The sequence below is a fragment of the Ochrobactrum chromiisoli genome, assembly GCF_026241335.1.
Classification (GTDB): Bacteria; Pseudomonadota; Alphaproteobacteria; order Rhizobiales; family Rhizobiaceae; genus Brucella; species Brucella chromiisoli.
In genome coordinates, this window is record NZ_JAPHAV010000001.1 from 625,389 (window position 1) to 640,864 (window position 15,476).

The window sequence follows — 15,476 nt, forward strand, 5'->3', positions numbered from 1 at the left end:
AAAGTTGAGGGCCGCTTTTATTTTAGTCTCTCAATTCGCGGCGCAAAATCTTGCCGACATTGGTTTTCGGCAAGGCATCCCGAAACTCCACTTCGCGCGGGCGCTTGTAATTGGTCAGACGCTGGGCGCAGAACGATTTGACATCCTCTTCCGTGAGGGTCGGGTCACGGCGCACCACATAGAGTTTCACCACTTCACCAGAGTGCTCATTGGGAATGCCCACGGCAGCTGATTCCACGATGCCCGGATGTTCTGCGGCCACTTCCTCAATTTCATTCGGATAGACGTTGAAGCCCGAAACAAGGATCATGTCCTTCTTGCGATCAACAATCTTGGTGAAGCCGTTTTCATCCATGAAGCCCATGTCGCCGGTGCGGAAAAAGCCGTCAGTCATGATGGCGCGCTCCGTTTCATCCGGGCGGTTCCAATAGCCAAGCATAACCTGCGGGCCGCGCACGCAAATCTCGCCCACTTCACCCAGTGGCAGATCCTTGCCGTCATCGTCTCGAATAGCAATGTCGGTTGAAGGCATGGGGAGCCCGATTGTGCCACTGAATTCGGTCGCATCCAGTGCATTGGCTGAAGCAACTGGAGATGTTTCCGAAAGCCCGTAGCCTTCGGTGATGTGGCAGTCCGTCATTTCCTGCCAGCGTTCGGCAATTGGACGCTGCACTGCCATGCCCCCGCCGAGTGTCAAAACCAGTGGCTTGAAGTTCAGCGCTTTGAAATCTTCGTTGTTCATCAAGGCGTTGAATAACGTGTTGAGGCCCGGAAAGATGTGGAATGGATATTTTTGCAATTCCTTGACGAAAGCTGGAATATCGCGTGGATTCGGAATGAGAATATTGCGCGCGCCAAGCTTGATGCCGATCATCGCATTCACAGTCAGTGCAAAAATATGATAGAGTGGCAGAGCACAGACGAAGTTGAGTTCTTTCGGTTTGCCCTTTTTCAAAAATGCCACTTCCATCCAGAGCCGCATTTGTTCCACATTGGCCAGAATATTGGCATGGCTCAACATCGCGCCTTTGGAAACACCCGTGGTGCCGCCGGTATATTGCAGAAAGGCAATGTCAGATTTGTCGACTGGAACCGGATTGAAAGACTTTGACCTTCCTTGCTTCAACGCATCTTTGAAGCGCACATGATCGGGAATGTTCCATTCCGGCACCAGTTTTTTCACCTTGCGCACCACCAGGTTGATGATGTGGCCTTTCAGGCCGTGCATGTCACCCATAGAGGCAACAACGATGTTTGGAACATGGATGGAAGCCAGTGATTTCTGCACGGTGGTGGCAAAATTTTCGAGCACGATCAGGGCCTGCGCGCCTGAATCATTCAATTGGTGCTGAAGCTCGCGCGGTGTGTAGAGCGGGTTTACGTTGACGACGACGAAGCCAGCCCGCAGGATTGCGGCAATTGCCACAGGATATTGCAGGATATTGGGCATCATCACCGCAACGCGGTCGCCCTTGACCAATCCGCGTGATTGCAGCCAAGCTGCGAGCGCGCGCGAATTCTCGTCCAGTTCCTTATAGGAAAGGTCCTTGCCCATGCAGGTGAAGGCTGGCTTGCCTGCGAATTGGCGGCATGCATTGGCAATCATGTCGCCAATGCATGTGGTCTTGCTCATGTCGATCTCGTGTGGAACGCTTTTTGGATAGGATTTCAGCCAAATCTTATCCGCTGCCGAAACAGCTGCGGTAGCCTTTTTCGACGTGGGTTTTGTTTCTGCTGCTTTTTTTGCCATGCCTTCTCCCCGGATTGCTCCGTCCACTGTTTGAGCAGCAAGCCCGCCACCCTTTTCCCAATACGACCCGTCCCGACAATGCAGGTCAGGTGCTCCTCAGTCATGAATGTGGTCGAGTTTCGTCCTGACCGCAAGAGTTACATTGACGTAAGCGTAAATTAAAAGGGGATGAGCTGTCTCTCCCAATTTTTTAGAGTGGCAGCGGACTCCGAAAAAATACGTGTTTTAGCGGTCAGAAAGAGCCGGGTTCGTCGATACGCATGGAGCGTATCATTGTTTTGATGGTTTTACCGCCGGACTGAACCAGATCAAAGCTGCGTTCGCTTCGCATCCACTCGTTGAGAAGACCACTCAATACCGCAAGCAGGATTTGAGCCGCCGATATTGAAGTCCATTCCTTTGAGAGTTCTCCACGGCGTTCCGAAATGTCGAGCAATCCGGTGAACAACGATAACATAGTGGCGCGGGCTTCTTTCAGACGATCGACCACAGGGGCAATTTCTCCGACATATTCGCAGCGCTGATGAATGATGGTGAAAACATTCTGCTGCTGCTCATTGGTCGCGAAAAGTTCTAACGCCGTTAAGATCGATTGTTCGAGGACATGCATTGGATTGGGATGATCACAGGCCGCAGCCTGTATCATGATCTCTTCATGCGGAAAGCAGGTGCGATTAATAATCGCTTGAAAAATGTCCAGTTTGTCGTGAAAATGAAAATAGATTGCGCCGCGCGTAACACCCGCTTGGCTGGCAATTTGTGACAGTGTTGATTGAGTGAGTCCGCGTTCGAGGAAGACGTGTTCTGCGGCGGCCAAAATGGCCTCCCGTGTTTCAGCAGCTTCAGCTTTTGTTCTGCGCATTCAATCTTCTCTCGACAAAGCAGATGCCTAAAATATGCGTTTCCCCCTTCACGACCAGGGTAACTCATTCGTGATATGTAATATTAAGTGATTGACTATAACACGGTAATTCGTGTTTACAAACACCGGTGTATGTTTATTTGGCCGCACCGTGCGACATCAAGGGCAGCTCCCATTATGACCATCAAACGTTCCATTCGGATTTTTGCGGCAGGTGTCGCATTTTTTATTCTTGCAGGGCAGACGGCCTTTGCGCAGGCGCCGGGAGGCGCAATGCCACCGCCACCTCCTGTTACAGTCACGGAAATCAAGGCTGAAAATGTAACCGTGCCTTATGAATATGCGGCACGTGTGAGCGCATATCGTGATGTGCAGGTGCGTGCCCGCGTTGGCGGCATTCTTCTGCATCGTAACTTTGTTGAAGGTACGGAAGTCAAAGCTGGCGATCTGCTGTTTGAGATTGATCCGGCACCTTATGAAGCAGAAGTGGCACGCGCGCAGGCGCAGGTCGCGCAGGCAGAAGCAACCTATCAGCAGTCAATCCGCGATGCAGAACGTGCTGAACAGCTGGTTCAGCAGAAGGTGCAAAGCACAGCCGTTCGCGACAACGCGCTGGCAACGCGCGATCTGAACAAGGCAGCCGTTGCTGCTGCAAAGGCCCAACTGCGCACAGCAGAACTCAACCTGAGCTACACCAAGGTTACAGCGCCGATCAGCGGTATTACGAGCCTTGAGCAGGTTTCTGAAGGCAGCCTGATTGGTACAGACGCTTCTTCAAGCCTTCTGACTTCGATCACGCAGATCAATCCGGTCTATGTCAATTTCTCGTTTACGGACACGGAAGCGGCGGAAATCCGCAAGCTGCGTGAGGCACGCGGCGCCACCGGTCAGGATGCTGATCGTCTGCGAATCAAAATCCTTTTTGGCGACGGTCAGGCTTATGATCACGAAGGCACGATCGACTTCACGTCTTCGTCGCTCGATACCGAAACCGGAACACTGGGTGCCCGTGCCGTTGTTGAAAACCCGGACCAGCGCCTGATTCCGGGCCAGTTTGTCCGCGCTTCCATTCTGGGCGTAACCATTGACGACGCAATTCTGGTTCCCAAGGCGGCCCTGATGCAGAGCCCACAGGGGCAGTTCGTCTATGTGGTCAATAAGGACGATGTTGCGGAAGTTCGCCCGATCAAGGTCGGTCGTGAACTTACAGATTCCTGGCTGGTGAGCGATGGTCTCCAACCGGGTGACCGCATCATTACCGAAGGTGTGATCAAGGCTGCTCCCGGCAAGAAAGTTCAGCCTGTAGCGCCGAAAGCTGAAGGCGAAGCCGGAACGGCGGGCGATAAAGAACAGGCGGCGGGCAAACAATGAATAAGTTCTTCGTTGACCGCCCGGTTTTTGCTGCGGTTATCTCTATCATCATTGTCATGGCGGGCCTCATATCGATGCGGATCCTGCCGATTGCGCAGTATCCGGAGCTGACGCCGCCACAGGTCGTGGTCAGTGCGACCTATCCCGGTGCCAGTGCTGAAACCGTGACGCAAACCGTTGCCGCTCCTCTTGAGCAACAGATCAACGGCGTTGAGAACATGCTTTACATGCAGTCCTCAAGCCTTGGCAGCGGTACCATGCAGCTCACCGTTACCTTTGCTCTGGGCACTGACCCGGATCAGGCGACGATCAATGTCAACAACCGTGTTCAGCGTGCAACGTCATCGCTGCCGCAGGAAGTGCAGCGTCTTGGCGTAACCGTCGACAAGCGTTCCAGTACCATTCTCGGCATGGTGGCGATGTTCTCGACCTCGGACCGCTATGATCGCACCTATGTCGGTAACTATGCGCTTCTCAATGTTGTGGACGATCTCAAGCGTCTCAGCGGGGTGGGCGATGTCCAGTTGCTCGGCAACATCGAATATTCAATGCGCATATGGCTGCGCCCTGACAAGCTTGCGCAATATAATCTGACGCCTTCAGATGTTCAGACCGCAATTCAGGAACAGAATGCGCAGTTTGCAGCCGGCCGTTTTGGTGATCAGCCGGACCCACAGGCCGGTCCGTTCACCTATACGGCGACGACGCAGGGACGTTTGCCGGACGCAGCCGCATTCGAAGACATCATTCTGCGATCTGACAAAAACGCGGCAACGCTCAAGCTTAAGGACGTTGCACGCGTCGAACTGGGAACGGAAAGCTATCTCGTTGACAGTGCCCTGAACGGTACTGCCGCAGTTCCGATTGCAATCTATCTGCAACCGGGTGCCAACGCGCTCAACACCATGGAACTTGTGCAGAGCCGCATGGCGGAGCTGAAAACGAGCTTCCCCGAAGGCATCAATTATTCGGTCCCCTTTGACACGACCAAGTTCATCAAGGTGTCGGTCGAAGAAGTGATTCACACCTTCATCGAGGCGATCATCCTCGTTGTTCTGGTGGTGTTCATCTTCCTCCAGAACTGGCGTGCAACGCTTATTCCGGTCATCGCGGTTCCGATCTCGATCATCGGCACGTTCGCGGGCATGTATGTGCTTGGCTTCTCCATCAACCTGCTGACATTGTTCGGTCTGGTTCTGGCGATCGGTATCGTTGTGGACGATGCGATCGTGGTGCTGGAAAATGTCGAACGTATCATGACGACCGAGAAACTGCCGCCGCGCGAAGCTGCCATCAAGGCAATGAGCGAGGTGACAGGTCCGGTTATCGCGATTGTTCTCGTGCTCTGCGCCGTGTTTATTCCGGTTGCTTTCATGGGTGGTCTGGTCGGCGAAATGTATAAGCAGTTCGCTGTTACGATTGCGATTTCGGTGACGATTTCCGGCCTCGTGGCTCTGACGCTGACGCCTGCACTTTGCGCTCTGATCCTCAAGCCTGGCCATCACGAGCCGATGCTGCCGTTCCGCATTTTCAACCGCTTCTTTGATCGGTTGACGGCCGGATATACCAAGGGTGTGCGTTTCTTCCTGAAACGTTCAGCTGTGGGCCTGCTTATTTTCGCGGGTCTTTTGGGTGGCACATATTATCTCTTCCAGAAGGTGCCGAGTTCGCTTCTTCCTGACGAAGATCAGGGCTTCTTGTTCAGTGTGGCAATCCTGCCGCCAGCTGCGTCGCTGGAGCGTACATCTGCTGTTCTGCATGAAGCGAGTGAAAACATTCGTAAGCACCCTGCTGTTGAAAGCGTGTTTGAAGTCGCTGGCTTCGACCTGCTCTCGGGCGGGCTTAAGACCAGTGCTGGCACGATGTTCATCATGCTCAAAGACTGGAAAGAGCGCACCACACCTGACTTGGATGCACGTAATCTGCCCGGTACAATCATGGGTATGAATGCGGGTATTCAGGATGGTCTGGTTCTTGCGTTCAATCCGCCGCCAATCATGGGCTTGAGCACCACCGGCGGCTTTGAGCTTTATGTGCAGGACCGTACGGGCGGGGGTGTTCAATCTCTGACCAATGCGACCAATCTTCTGGTTGAAGCAGCGAAAAAGCGTCCGGAGCTGACAGGCGTTCGCACGACTTTTGATCCGAATGTGCCGCAATATGACATTCAGCTTGATCGCCAGAAGGCCAAGGCGATGGGCGTGCCGATCAACTCGGTGTTTACCGCCATGCAGGCAACCTTCGGCAGCGTTTATGTCAACGACTTCACGCTTTATGGCCGTAACTATCAGGTGAACCTCCAATCGGAAGCCGAGTTCCGCCGCGATCCAAGCGATCTCAAGCATGTGTTCGTGCGTGCCGATTCGGGCAGTATGATCCCTTTGAGCGCACTCGTGACGGTCAAGCGTATTGTCGGGCCCGATCAGCTTGAACGTTTCAATGCGTTTAACGCTGCAAAGGTTACGGGCAATCCCGCTCCGGGTTATACGTCGGGTGAAGCGATCAAGGCGATGCAGGAAGTGGCAGCTGAAGTGTTGCCACAGGGCTTCCAGATTGCTTGGACCGGCTCGGCTTATCAGGAAGTCACGACAAGCGGCAGTGGCACGCAGGCGATGATCTTCGGTTTGATCATGGTGTTCCTGATCTTGGCTGCACAGTATGAGCGTTGGAGCCTGCCGCTGGCAGTTATCACGGCTGTTCCATTCGCTATCTTCGGTGCGCTTCTGGCGACCGATCTGCGCGGACTGACCAATGACGTGTATTTCCAGATTGGTCTGGTCACGCTCATAGGCCTCGCGGCAAAGAACGCGATTCTGATCGTGGAATTTGCTGTGCTGCAACGTGAAGAGGGCAAAACCGCAATTGAGGCTGCCGCTGAAGCTGCACGCCTGCGTTTCCGCCCGATTGTGATGACGTCGCTGGCGTTCATTCTCGGTGTGGTTCCGCTGGCAATCAGCTCAGGCGCTGGTTCTGCAAGCCGTCACTCAATTGGTACAGGCGTTATCGGCGGTATGTTGGCTGCAACCTTTATCGCGACCTTCTTCATCCCGATGTTCTATAGCCTCATTGCGCGCAAGCCGCCTAAAAAGCGTCCTGACGATGCGGCTATAACGACCGCTCCGGCAGAGCCTGTCTCGGGCGAGAGCAGCGGGCCTGCACACTGATCCTTTTTCGGCATATCGCTTCAGGCTTGCCATTAGATAAGGACAGACAAGAACGAAATAGCCCCGCTTTATGCGGGGCTATTTTGTTGGAGAACCAATGTGATATGACGAGATCGGCGCAGTAAGAGCCGCTGTAAGAGCCATTGAAAAAAGCACAATCCCATCGCTTTGTTTTTCGCATTATCCCACGGAAAACCGCTGCATACTTCTGCTGGAAATGCTCTGGTCATATTTCCATTCTGCTGTGATTTATGGATTTGAGGTCCCTAAACGTGCATGCAGCACCAATGATAGGAACTTCACATTCACCACGCTAGAAATGTGCGGCCACACCTTGAGCAATGGCCCAAAGGATGACTGCTGCGGGTACTGTCAGGCATGCCAAAAATATACCGAAGAATACATAAGTAGCTTCATTCGGCGAGCGCTGTGTCTGCGCAGGAGACTTGTGCCAATGTGTGCTGATGCCCTGGTACATGTATAACTCCTCCTTTTCCTCGATTTTGATTATCGATTAAAAGAGAAAATCTTCAAGCGTAAATAAATGTCTGGATTTATTGGCAAAATATGATAAAAGCGACATGAAAAATGCACGCTATCAGAAAATATCCTGCAAATTTTTCAAAAAAATCCCTATCAATATTTTGATTTTAAATAATTTTACTTCGATACTGTAAGTATCGAATGGTCGGAATTTTCAAAAATTACTGAAAATTAGATTGGCTGATTGCGACGGCGTGCGACAAAATGGCGCAAAATTGCCGCACGTCTCAATGCAGAGATCTGCTTTCGCGCGGCACTTTGGGGCGTGTTTTGATTGAAAGCCTCTTGCTCAAAGCATGAATTCGGGAATTCTTGGTCCGTGCTGATGGGGCTTATGCACTAGGGTCCGTGGACATTTACTTTAACGCGATGATGGTTGCGACGAGGTGCCAGTTTGCAGCGTAACTAAAGGCAGTTTTCTCGTACCGCGTTGCGATTGCTCCAAATTCCTTGATCTTCGCAAAGAAATTTTCGATCAGGTGTCGCCACCTGTATGCATGGCGATCAAAGTCGCGCTGCGTCTTTCTGTTTGCTTTTGGTGGAATAACCGCCGCTGTACCACGCTGATCGAGTTCTGAAAGCAACCAGTCCGCATCGAATGCCTTATCCGCGAGCAGCGCTCCGAACGACACATTGTCGATGAGCGGGGCAACACCTTTCATGTCATGGGCTTGCCCGGGCAACAGGTGAAAGTTGAACAGGTTTCCAAGCGCATCGACCAGGGCGACGATTTTGGTGGTCAATCCGCCGCGCGAACGCCCGATAGCCTGAGGTTGAGTCCCCCTTTTGCGCCACTGGCCTTCTGGTGAGCCTGGACTATCGTGCCGTCTATGAGCGCGTACTCGAAGTCCGGGACGCCCCGGTTACCTTTGACAAGCCGCTCGAACACCCCGGCTTTGGCCCAACGGCGAAAACGCCGGAACACGCTGTTCCAGTTTCCGAACGCCGTTGGGGGATCACGCCATGGCAATCCCGTACGCACTCTCCACAGAACGTCTTCAAGAAACACGCGGTTATCTTTGCCAGTTACTCCTCGATCCCCTTGCTTGCCGACAAGCAAGGGCTCAATGCGGGAGCACGCCGCGTCCGATACCACAATCCGTGTTTTGTCCATTCAAATCTCCAATTGGGAGGCTTGAATCAGAAACGAGATCGCGATTAAAACATTCGTGTCGACAGACACCAGCACCGTCGATTGGCAAACATTAGGAATTTTCAATGCCTATACCAATGGAATACAGGCTTGCGGCTAAAGAATTCGATAATTTTCTGGCAGATGTCGCTATGAAAACGAATTTAGGTTCCAGACACCAAGCATATACAACGACGCAAGGAGTGTTTTTTTGTTTCAGGCGCAGGCTGAGTATTCATGATGCGATTTCATTTGTGCAAGTCTTGCCTGCAATGCTCCGGGCTTTATTCGTTAGCGATTGGAACACCAATGAGCTGCAAGAAAAATCATGGGATCGGGACTTGATGACAGACGATGTGAAGCAGCTTCGCAAGAATCACAATTTCTCCCCTGATACTGCAATTAATGATGTTGCCTGCGTTCTGCGCAAGTATGTAGATGAAGTCACATTCGAACGTTGTTTAAAAAAACTGCCGTCTCATGCTCGTGCTTTTTGGCTTTAGAACAGAATTTATTGTCCACGGACCCTAATAAAAGCTGGTGGGGAAATAGCGCAGATAGAGTTCTGTAAGCTTACCCTGCTGTTGCAGCGATTGAAGTGCATTGTTGAGGGCGCTTGCCAGCGGCGCATTTTTCTGTGTGACAGCTATGCTCAGGCCGGGGCCTAAAAATTGCGGCGCGAGATAAGGTCCATCTGTAAAGGTGCAGCAATCATTGGCATCCTCGCCTTCAAGCCAGAAAGACAACGCCATTCCGTCATCAAAGGCGGCCTCTGTTTCGCCTTTTTGCAGTGCCGCCAGAAGTTCCGCGCGGTTTGGATAGGGTTTGGCAATGGCTTGCGGAAAATAAGCCTTTAAAAGTTGCTCATGTGCGGTGCCTGTTATGACGCCGATATTTTTTCCCTCTACCGCAATTGCAGCAGGCTGCGCAAAGAACTTGGCTTTGGTTGTTACAAAGCGTGCAGGCAGACGCATATATGCACGGGTGAAGATAAATTTCCCCCGGTTTTGTGAATTTGCGCTCAAACCAGCAATTATGGCTTCGGCCGCACCACTTTCAAGCTTCTCTTCAAGCGCGTTCCAAGGGGCAGCCTCAATCTGGCAAATGTCGTCTAATCCCATTTGAGCACAAAGCGCTTTTGCCAGATCGACATTATAGCCGGAAAGCTGCCCCGCCTCGTTGAGCGAATTAAACGGTGGAAAGTCGAGCGTCGTTATAAAGCGTAACCTGTTCAGCCCCTGTAAGGACGGCAGGGCCAGCCTTTCCTTCTGGTTAAAGAAGTCAGGTGCCTTGGGTGCGGATTGTGCATGTGCAGGATGGCCGCCTAGAAGCCAACACGCTGCGACCGCTATGCTCAAAAGGGGTCGTTTCATCGCTACTTCGTATAAGCATTATCTGATAATTTCGCGTTAACGGAGGTTTACCAGAAGGAGAGGCCTTGTTGCAGCATGTCTTAAATAAAAATATTAATGAAGGATTAAAGAATCTTATTTCTATTTAAATTAAAATGGAATACATTTTATATGTAGGTATTTCTCCATAAAGTAATTTAGTAAATAATATTGATTGTGGAGAATAATCGATAAAATATTACATTTAATTAAATTAATACTGCGTTTAGTGCGGGGGTACTATGAGTAGTGGATCGATTGCGTTCGATCTGGGGGTATGCACAGCCATATCCGCTAGATTGGAGCGGCGAGGTGTGTCGCGCAGTTGCCTGAAACGGGCCTATGAAACAGCGCGCGTCAATGGAACGAGTTTTTGCGAGGAAATTCAGCACGAACAAGCTGTTACGGAGACGATGCTTTTCGAGGCGATTGCAGATTATCTGAACCTTCCATTCACCGAAGAGATCTTGCCATCGCGTATCTTTGTTTCGGGGGAGGCGGCTGCATCAGAGGTGGAGGTGGGGCAGGCAATGGTTTTGGGCCATGACGGCTCAACCTACTTATATCTTGCGCCGAATGAGCGTCGAACGGCACGGCTTCTTGAACACCTGCGTCGCGCTCCAGAACTGCGTGGACGCATACGGATATGCACTCATTCCCTGCTGAAGCAAATTTTGCGGCAACGCCACCAGAAAGAGTTGATCGTCAGAGCGCATTCCATGACGCCGAAGAGTTTTTCTGCGTCGCGGGTGCTGGAGACGCCTCAGGCTTTTCTCATCGCCATGGGTTTATATGCTTTTGTGGCGGGTATCGTAATCTGGCCGATGCAAACAATCTTCGCGCTTCATAGCAGCCTAACCCTGTTCTTTTTAGGTTGCGTTCTCATTCGATTGTTTGCGGCAGTTTCAAGCCGTCGTCTTCGTTTGTCACAGATCGCTCCCTTTCACAGACGCGATCTGCCTGTCTATTCCGTTCTTGTTCCGCTTTACCGCGAGCAGGCGGTTGTCGGGCAGTTGATCGCGGCACTTGACCAAATAAATTGGCCGCGCAGTAAACTCGATATAAAACTGATCTGCGAGAAGGACGATTTCGACACGCTTGCAGCCATTCGGCGTTGCAGGCTGCCGAGGAATTATGAAGTTATTCTTGTTCCAACGGGCGGACCGCAGACAAAGCCGAAAGCACTCAATTACGCGCTCCAGTTTACGCGCGGCGAGATAATTGCCGTCTTTGATGCAGAAGATCGTCCGCACCCTGACCAGCTTCTCGAAGCCTGGCAGGCGTTTCAGCGGGAAGGTCCGGTGCTTGCCTGCGTTCAGGCGCCACTCATTATCGCAAATTTTAGGGAAAACCTGCTGACGCGTATGTTTTCATTTGAATATGCCGCGCTTTTTCGCGGTCTTCTGCCTTGGCTTGCATCCCGCCGTCTCGTTATTCCGCTGGGCGGGACATCAAACCATTTTCGCCGCTCTTGCTTGGAGCAAGTTGGTGGATGGGATGCTTATAACGTCACGGAAGACGCCGATCTCGGTTTGCGTCTGGCGCGTTTTGGTTATGGCATCAGTGTCATCACTCGGGGAACGATTGAAGATGCACCGATCAGTTACAGCGTGTGGCACAAGCAGCGCACGCGCTGGATCAAGGGGTGGATGCAAACATGGCTTGTGCACGGACGCAATCCCTATGCGGCATCCCGCGAGCTTGGCTGGTGGCGTTTTACGATCAATCAGATTTACACTTTGGGGATCATTGCATCAGCGCTTTTGCATCCATTCATGCTGATGACGGTGGCTCTGTTGTTCGTGAGCATGATATTTATGCCACTTGACGCCGATAACATCTGGCTTCTTCGCATCGATATGGTGAATATCATGCTTGCTTATCTGAGTTTTTATGTGCTCGGCTCCAAAACTATGGAACCAACCGAACTGGGTGGATATTTCCATATTCTGGCCATACCCGCTTATTGGATTTTAATTTCAGTCTCTGCGTGGCGCGCAGTTTGGCAACTGGTGCGAAAGCCTCATCTTTGGGAAAAGACTCCGCACCAGCCATCCTTTTTCTATGTGCCGGATGAAGAGGACTGCGCAATTTTGGATGCAAGAAATGCAGCCCCACGACCGATGATGGACTGATCTTCTGGTCCGATGGCCGCAAGATCACGGCCTTCATATGGCAAGGTGAGCAAGATGCGTCGCATCGCGGCCAGTCTTGCCCGCCGCTTGTCGTTGGAGCGGATGATTGTCCAGGGTGCATAGCCTGTGTCAGTGCGCGCAAGCATGGTTTCCAATGCCGTTGAATAATCATCCCAGCGCGATATGCCTGCAATGTCCATCGGAGAGAATTTCCAGTTTTTGAGCGGACTATGGCGACGCTCGTGAAAGCGCTTGAGCTGCATTTCCTGACCAATATCCAGCCAGAACTTGAACAAGTGAATACCTTCGGTCACAATCATGCGCTCGAAATCAGGTGTTTCGGTGAGAAATGTTTCAAGCTGCTGGGCTGTGCAAAACTGCATGACCCGTTCAACACCCGCGCGATTGTACCAGGAGCGATCAAAGGTCACGAACTCGCCGGACGTGGGGAAATGTTGGACATAGCGCTGAAAATACCACTGGCCACGCTCGGTTTCGGTTGGCTTGGGAAGCGCAACATTGCGCGCAGTACGCGGGTTCATATACTGCCGGACGGTAAAAATCGTGCCGCCCTTTCCGGCTGCGTCCCTGCCTTCAAAGACGCTGATGACCCGTTCTCCGGTCTTTTGCAGCCAGTATTGCAGCTTGACGAGCTCTATCTGAAGTCGCTCAAGCGTTTCCTCGTAGTCTTTTAACTTCATTTTCTCGGGGTAGGGATACCCGCCCGATTGCAGCGCGTTGTTTTCAATCCAGTCCGGAAGCTTGGGGTCGTTGATGTCGAACTTATGCGTTTCACCAGCGATTTTTATCTTTATGGGCTTATCAGCGAGTTTCGTAGGATCTATTTCGGTCTTCTTGTTGTTAGCTGTCTTCGAACTGTCACCCACGATAGGCTCCCTTGGTTTATATAGGGCACGCACCGAAACGTGCCCGCAAATGCTCATCTATGATATGGGCTGTTTATAAGGCGCGTAAAGGATGCTGTTTCTGATTTTGCAGGGATGCTATCGAAAAACAGATCGCTTCGATACTGCGAGCGTAAAAGGAGTGCAGAATGAGTGAAGGCAACGGCGGGGATGTTGCGGAGCCCGCAAAGGATGAATCTCTTTTTGCACCGCTGTTTCGTGTAAAAGGCGTGATTTTTGCCAGCGTCGTGCTGATTCCCTGCATTCTGGCGCTGGACTTGCCAATCTGGTTTCGTGCCGCCCTGCTCATCATGGTGCTGATTGGAGCGGTCTGGGTTTCCAGTGCAACGGGTGACGATGAGCCAGCTCGCAAACAGGAGCAAAAAAAACAGATCAACGAGATGTCGGACGTGTCGGGCGCGCGTCTCGCCGATCTTCTGACCGATCCGATGATTGTCTTTGATCATCGCGGCACGGTGCTGTTTGTCAATGCCATGGCCATGGATGCATTTCAGTCGCTTGAGCCTGGAACGGCCCTTTACCTGCGCTTTCGTGCACCGGAAATGCACAGGCTTATTCAGAGCGTCATTACCGATGGCGAACCACGCAGCATCGATTATTTTGAGCGTGTGCCGATTGATCGGTGGTATAAGGCGATGGTCAAGGCTTTGCGTGATGCTGACGGCAAGCCGGAACTCTTCGTGTTGCTGTTTCGCGACCAGAGTGAAACCCGCCGCATCGACCGCATGCGCTCGGACTTCATCGCGAATGCGAGCCATGAATTGCGGACGCCGCTTGCATCGCTGCTTGGCTTTATTGAAACCTTGCAGGGGCCTGCACGCAATGATGCAGCCGCGCGCGATCGCTTTCTGGGTATTATGCAAAAGCAGGCCGAGCGCATGTCGCGGCTGATTGATGATCTTTTGTCACTCTCGCGTCTTGAAATGCGGGCACATCTGGCGGTGACCGAATGTGTGGACATGACGGCAGTGCTCAATCATGTGGCTGATACACTCAGCCCGCTTGCGGCAGGTCTTGACGTTACGATTGAGCGCCATTTGCCGGACCATCCGGTCAATGTCACAGGTACGCGTGACGAACTCATTCAGGTCTTCCAGAACCTGTTAGAAAATGCCTGCAAATATGGACAGGGTGGCAAGCGGGTAATCCTGTGTCTTGATGAAGAACAGACAGAGCTGGGGCAGGAACTGGTTGCATCCGTGCAGGATTTTGGTCCCGGTATTGCAACTGAGCATCTGCCGCGCCTGACGGAGCGCTTTTATCGTATCGATGTGGAGACAAGCCGCGCACAAAAAGGCACGGGCCTTGGCCTTGCTATCGTCAAACACATTCTGGCGCGCCATCGGGGACGCCTTGTCGTGCGTTCGCAACTTGGTGAAGGGTCTACGTTTGTTGTGCGTTTGCCAAAGCGCGCGTAATAAAACGGTTTCAATCAGGATTACAGATAAAGAAAAACCCCGGAGCAGGGTGCTGCCGGGGTTTGATATTGAGCAATGTTTGCGCGTTGCATCAGCGGGCGCGGCGACGCTCTGCCGTTGGCTGGAAAGCCAGCTTGGAATGATAGCTGCAATAGGGGCTTGATTCACCGGATTCACTGCCGCAGAAATGGAAATCTTCATTAAGCGGATCGCCGATTGGCCATTTGCAGGTGCGCTCGCTGAGCTGCAAAAGCGTCAGCTTGCGCGAAATCGGAACCACAACGTCCGATGCGGGGCGTACAACGCGCTCCGCTACAGCATCAGCCACATATTCCATCTGAAGCGCAGTTGCGCCAACGGTCTGCGTAACTGTTGCGGTGCGGATGGTGGTGGTCGCCTGTGGGCGGCTGGTACCGGTGCTATTGCTTGTTGCTGCAGGACGCGGGGTCGCTGCAACGGTGTTCACTTTTTTACTGCGTGGCGCTGCCGTGGTCGTTTTGCCGCGGCCCGAAAGCTTCAGGCGATGCACTTTACCGATCACTGCGTTGCGGCTGACGCCACCAAGCTGCGCTGCGATCTGGCTTGCACTCAAGCCTTCGTTCCATAATTTCTTTAGCAGTTCGACGCGCTCATCTGTCCAGTTCATCGCCCTGGGCTCCAATCAATTTTCGTTATCCGGAATCCACTCGCGTTTCCGGATTGCTCCGGCCACAATTACTATATCTATCCGGGTGACTAGGTCGGTCGCACGAAATGTAGTTTTAACTTTAAAAAAGAAACTACA

At 52.2% G+C, this 15,476-nt stretch carries 11 protein-coding genes; 5 read left to right on the top strand and 6 right to left on the bottom strand.

The window, feature by feature from the left end:
• Window positions 1-22: 22 nt before the first annotated feature.
• Window positions 23-1,750 carry a long-chain fatty acid--CoA ligase gene (locus tag OPR82_RS02965; protein ID WP_265982933.1) on the bottom strand — a complete coding sequence of 576 codons (1,728 nt, stop codon included), beginning with the start codon at window positions 1,748-1,750 and terminating at the stop codon, window positions 23-25.
• A gap of 232 nt (window positions 1,751-1,982) precedes the next feature.
• Window positions 1,983-2,612, bottom strand: a complete 630-nt coding sequence (locus tag OPR82_RS02970; RefSeq protein ID WP_265982934.1) for a TetR family transcriptional regulator — start codon at window positions 2,610-2,612, stop codon at window positions 1,983-1,985.
• Between the two features lie 177 nt (window positions 2,613-2,789).
• Between OPR82_RS02970 and OPR82_RS02975 the strand changes: the two genes are divergently transcribed.
• Window positions 2,790-3,983, top strand: coding sequence for an efflux RND transporter periplasmic adaptor subunit (locus OPR82_RS02975; protein WP_265982935.1), 1,194 nt, complete (start codon window positions 2,790-2,792; stop codon window positions 3,981-3,983).
• Window positions 3,980-7,147 (top strand): efflux RND transporter permease subunit, encoded by a 3,168-nt coding sequence (locus tag OPR82_RS02980; protein ID WP_265982936.1) that lies wholly within the window; start codon window positions 3,980-3,982, stop codon window positions 7,145-7,147. The genes OPR82_RS02975 and OPR82_RS02980 overlap by 4 nt, the downstream gene beginning before the upstream one ends.
• An 899-nt stretch (window positions 7,148-8,046) precedes the next feature.
• Here OPR82_RS02980 and OPR82_RS02985 read toward each other — a convergent pair.
• Window positions 8,047-8,804, bottom strand: a protein-coding gene (locus tag OPR82_RS02985; protein WP_265982937.1) for an IS5 family transposase whose coding sequence is annotated in 2 segments (ribosomal slippage) — window positions 8,047-8,468 and window positions 8,468-8,804 — 759 coding nt in all. Because the reading frame shifts where the segments join, the coding sequence is not laid out codon by codon here.
• A gap of 104 nt (window positions 8,805-8,908) precedes the next feature.
• Here OPR82_RS02985 and OPR82_RS02990 point away from each other — a divergent pair.
• On the top strand, window positions 8,909-9,325 hold the full coding sequence (locus tag OPR82_RS02990; protein ID WP_265982938.1) for a DUF2267 domain-containing protein: 417 nt from the start codon (window positions 8,909-8,911) through the stop codon (window positions 9,323-9,325).
• A 24-nt stretch (window positions 9,326-9,349) separates the two neighbouring features.
• Here the strand turns inward: OPR82_RS02990 and OPR82_RS02995 are convergent, their stop codons facing one another.
• The gene (locus OPR82_RS02995; protein ID WP_265982939.1) at window positions 9,350-10,195 is read right to left on the bottom strand and encodes a transporter substrate-binding domain-containing protein; all 846 of its coding nucleotides are present in this window, start codon (window positions 10,193-10,195) and stop codon (window positions 9,350-9,352) included.
• Between the two features lie 260 nt (window positions 10,196-10,455).
• Between OPR82_RS02995 and OPR82_RS03000 the strand changes: the two genes are divergently transcribed.
• Window positions 10,456-12,348 (top strand): glycosyltransferase family 2 protein, encoded by a 1,893-nt coding sequence (locus OPR82_RS03000; RefSeq protein WP_265982940.1) that lies wholly within the window; start codon window positions 10,456-10,458, stop codon window positions 12,346-12,348.
• Here the strand turns inward: OPR82_RS03000 and ppk2 are convergent.
• The gene (gene ppk2 / locus OPR82_RS03005) at window positions 12,276-13,235 is read right to left on the bottom strand and encodes a polyphosphate kinase 2 (protein WP_265982941.1); all 960 of its coding nucleotides are present in this window, start codon (window positions 13,233-13,235) and stop codon (window positions 12,276-12,278) included. The two genes, OPR82_RS03000 and ppk2, sit on opposite strands and share 73 nt — an antisense overlap.
• Window positions 13,236-13,402: 167 nt before the next feature.
• Between ppk2 and OPR82_RS03010 the strand changes: the two genes are divergently transcribed.
• The gene (locus tag OPR82_RS03010) at window positions 13,403-14,692 is read left to right on the top strand and encodes an ATP-binding protein (RefSeq protein ID WP_265982942.1); all 1,290 of its coding nucleotides are present in this window, start codon (window positions 13,403-13,405) and stop codon (window positions 14,690-14,692) included.
• A gap of 91 nt (window positions 14,693-14,783) precedes the next feature.
• On the opposite strand, the gene OPR82_RS03015 is transcribed toward OPR82_RS03010, so the two are convergent.
• A complete protein-coding gene (locus tag OPR82_RS03015) occupies window positions 14,784-15,338 on the bottom strand; it encodes a GcrA family cell cycle regulator (RefSeq protein WP_265982943.1) in 555 nt (184 codons plus the stop codon).
• Window positions 15,339-15,476 lie beyond the last annotated feature (138 nt).

Bases quoted from the DNA above. Each gene is read 5' to 3' on its own strand.
- OPR82_RS02975 (WP_265982935.1), top strand. From the start codon at position 2,790: ATGACCATCAAACGTTCCATTCGGATTTTTGCGGCAGGTGTCGCATTT.
- OPR82_RS02995 (WP_265982939.1), bottom strand. From the start codon at position 10,195: ATGAAACGACCCCTTTTGAGCATAGCGGTCGCAGCGTGTTGGCTTCTA.
- OPR82_RS03010 (WP_265982942.1), top strand. From the start codon at position 13,403: ATGAGTGAAGGCAACGGCGGGGATGTTGCGGAGCCCGCAAAGGATGAA.
- OPR82_RS02965 (WP_265982933.1), bottom strand. From the start codon at position 1,750: ATGGCAAAAAAAGCAGCAGAAACAAAACCCACGTCGAAAAAGGCTACC.
- OPR82_RS02970 (WP_265982934.1), bottom strand. From the start codon at position 2,612: ATGCGCAGAACAAAAGCTGAAGCTGCTGAAACACGGGAGGCCATTTTG.
- OPR82_RS03015 (WP_265982943.1), bottom strand. From the start codon at position 15,338: ATGAACTGGACAGATGAGCGCGTCGAACTGCTAAAGAAATTATGGAAC.
- OPR82_RS03000 (WP_265982940.1), top strand. From the start codon at position 10,456: ATGAGTAGTGGATCGATTGCGTTCGATCTGGGGGTATGCACAGCCATA.
- OPR82_RS02990 (WP_265982938.1), top strand. From the start codon at position 8,909: ATGCCTATACCAATGGAATACAGGCTTGCGGCTAAAGAATTCGATAAT.
- OPR82_RS02980 (WP_265982936.1), top strand. From the start codon at position 3,980: ATGAATAAGTTCTTCGTTGACCGCCCGGTTTTTGCTGCGGTTATCTCT.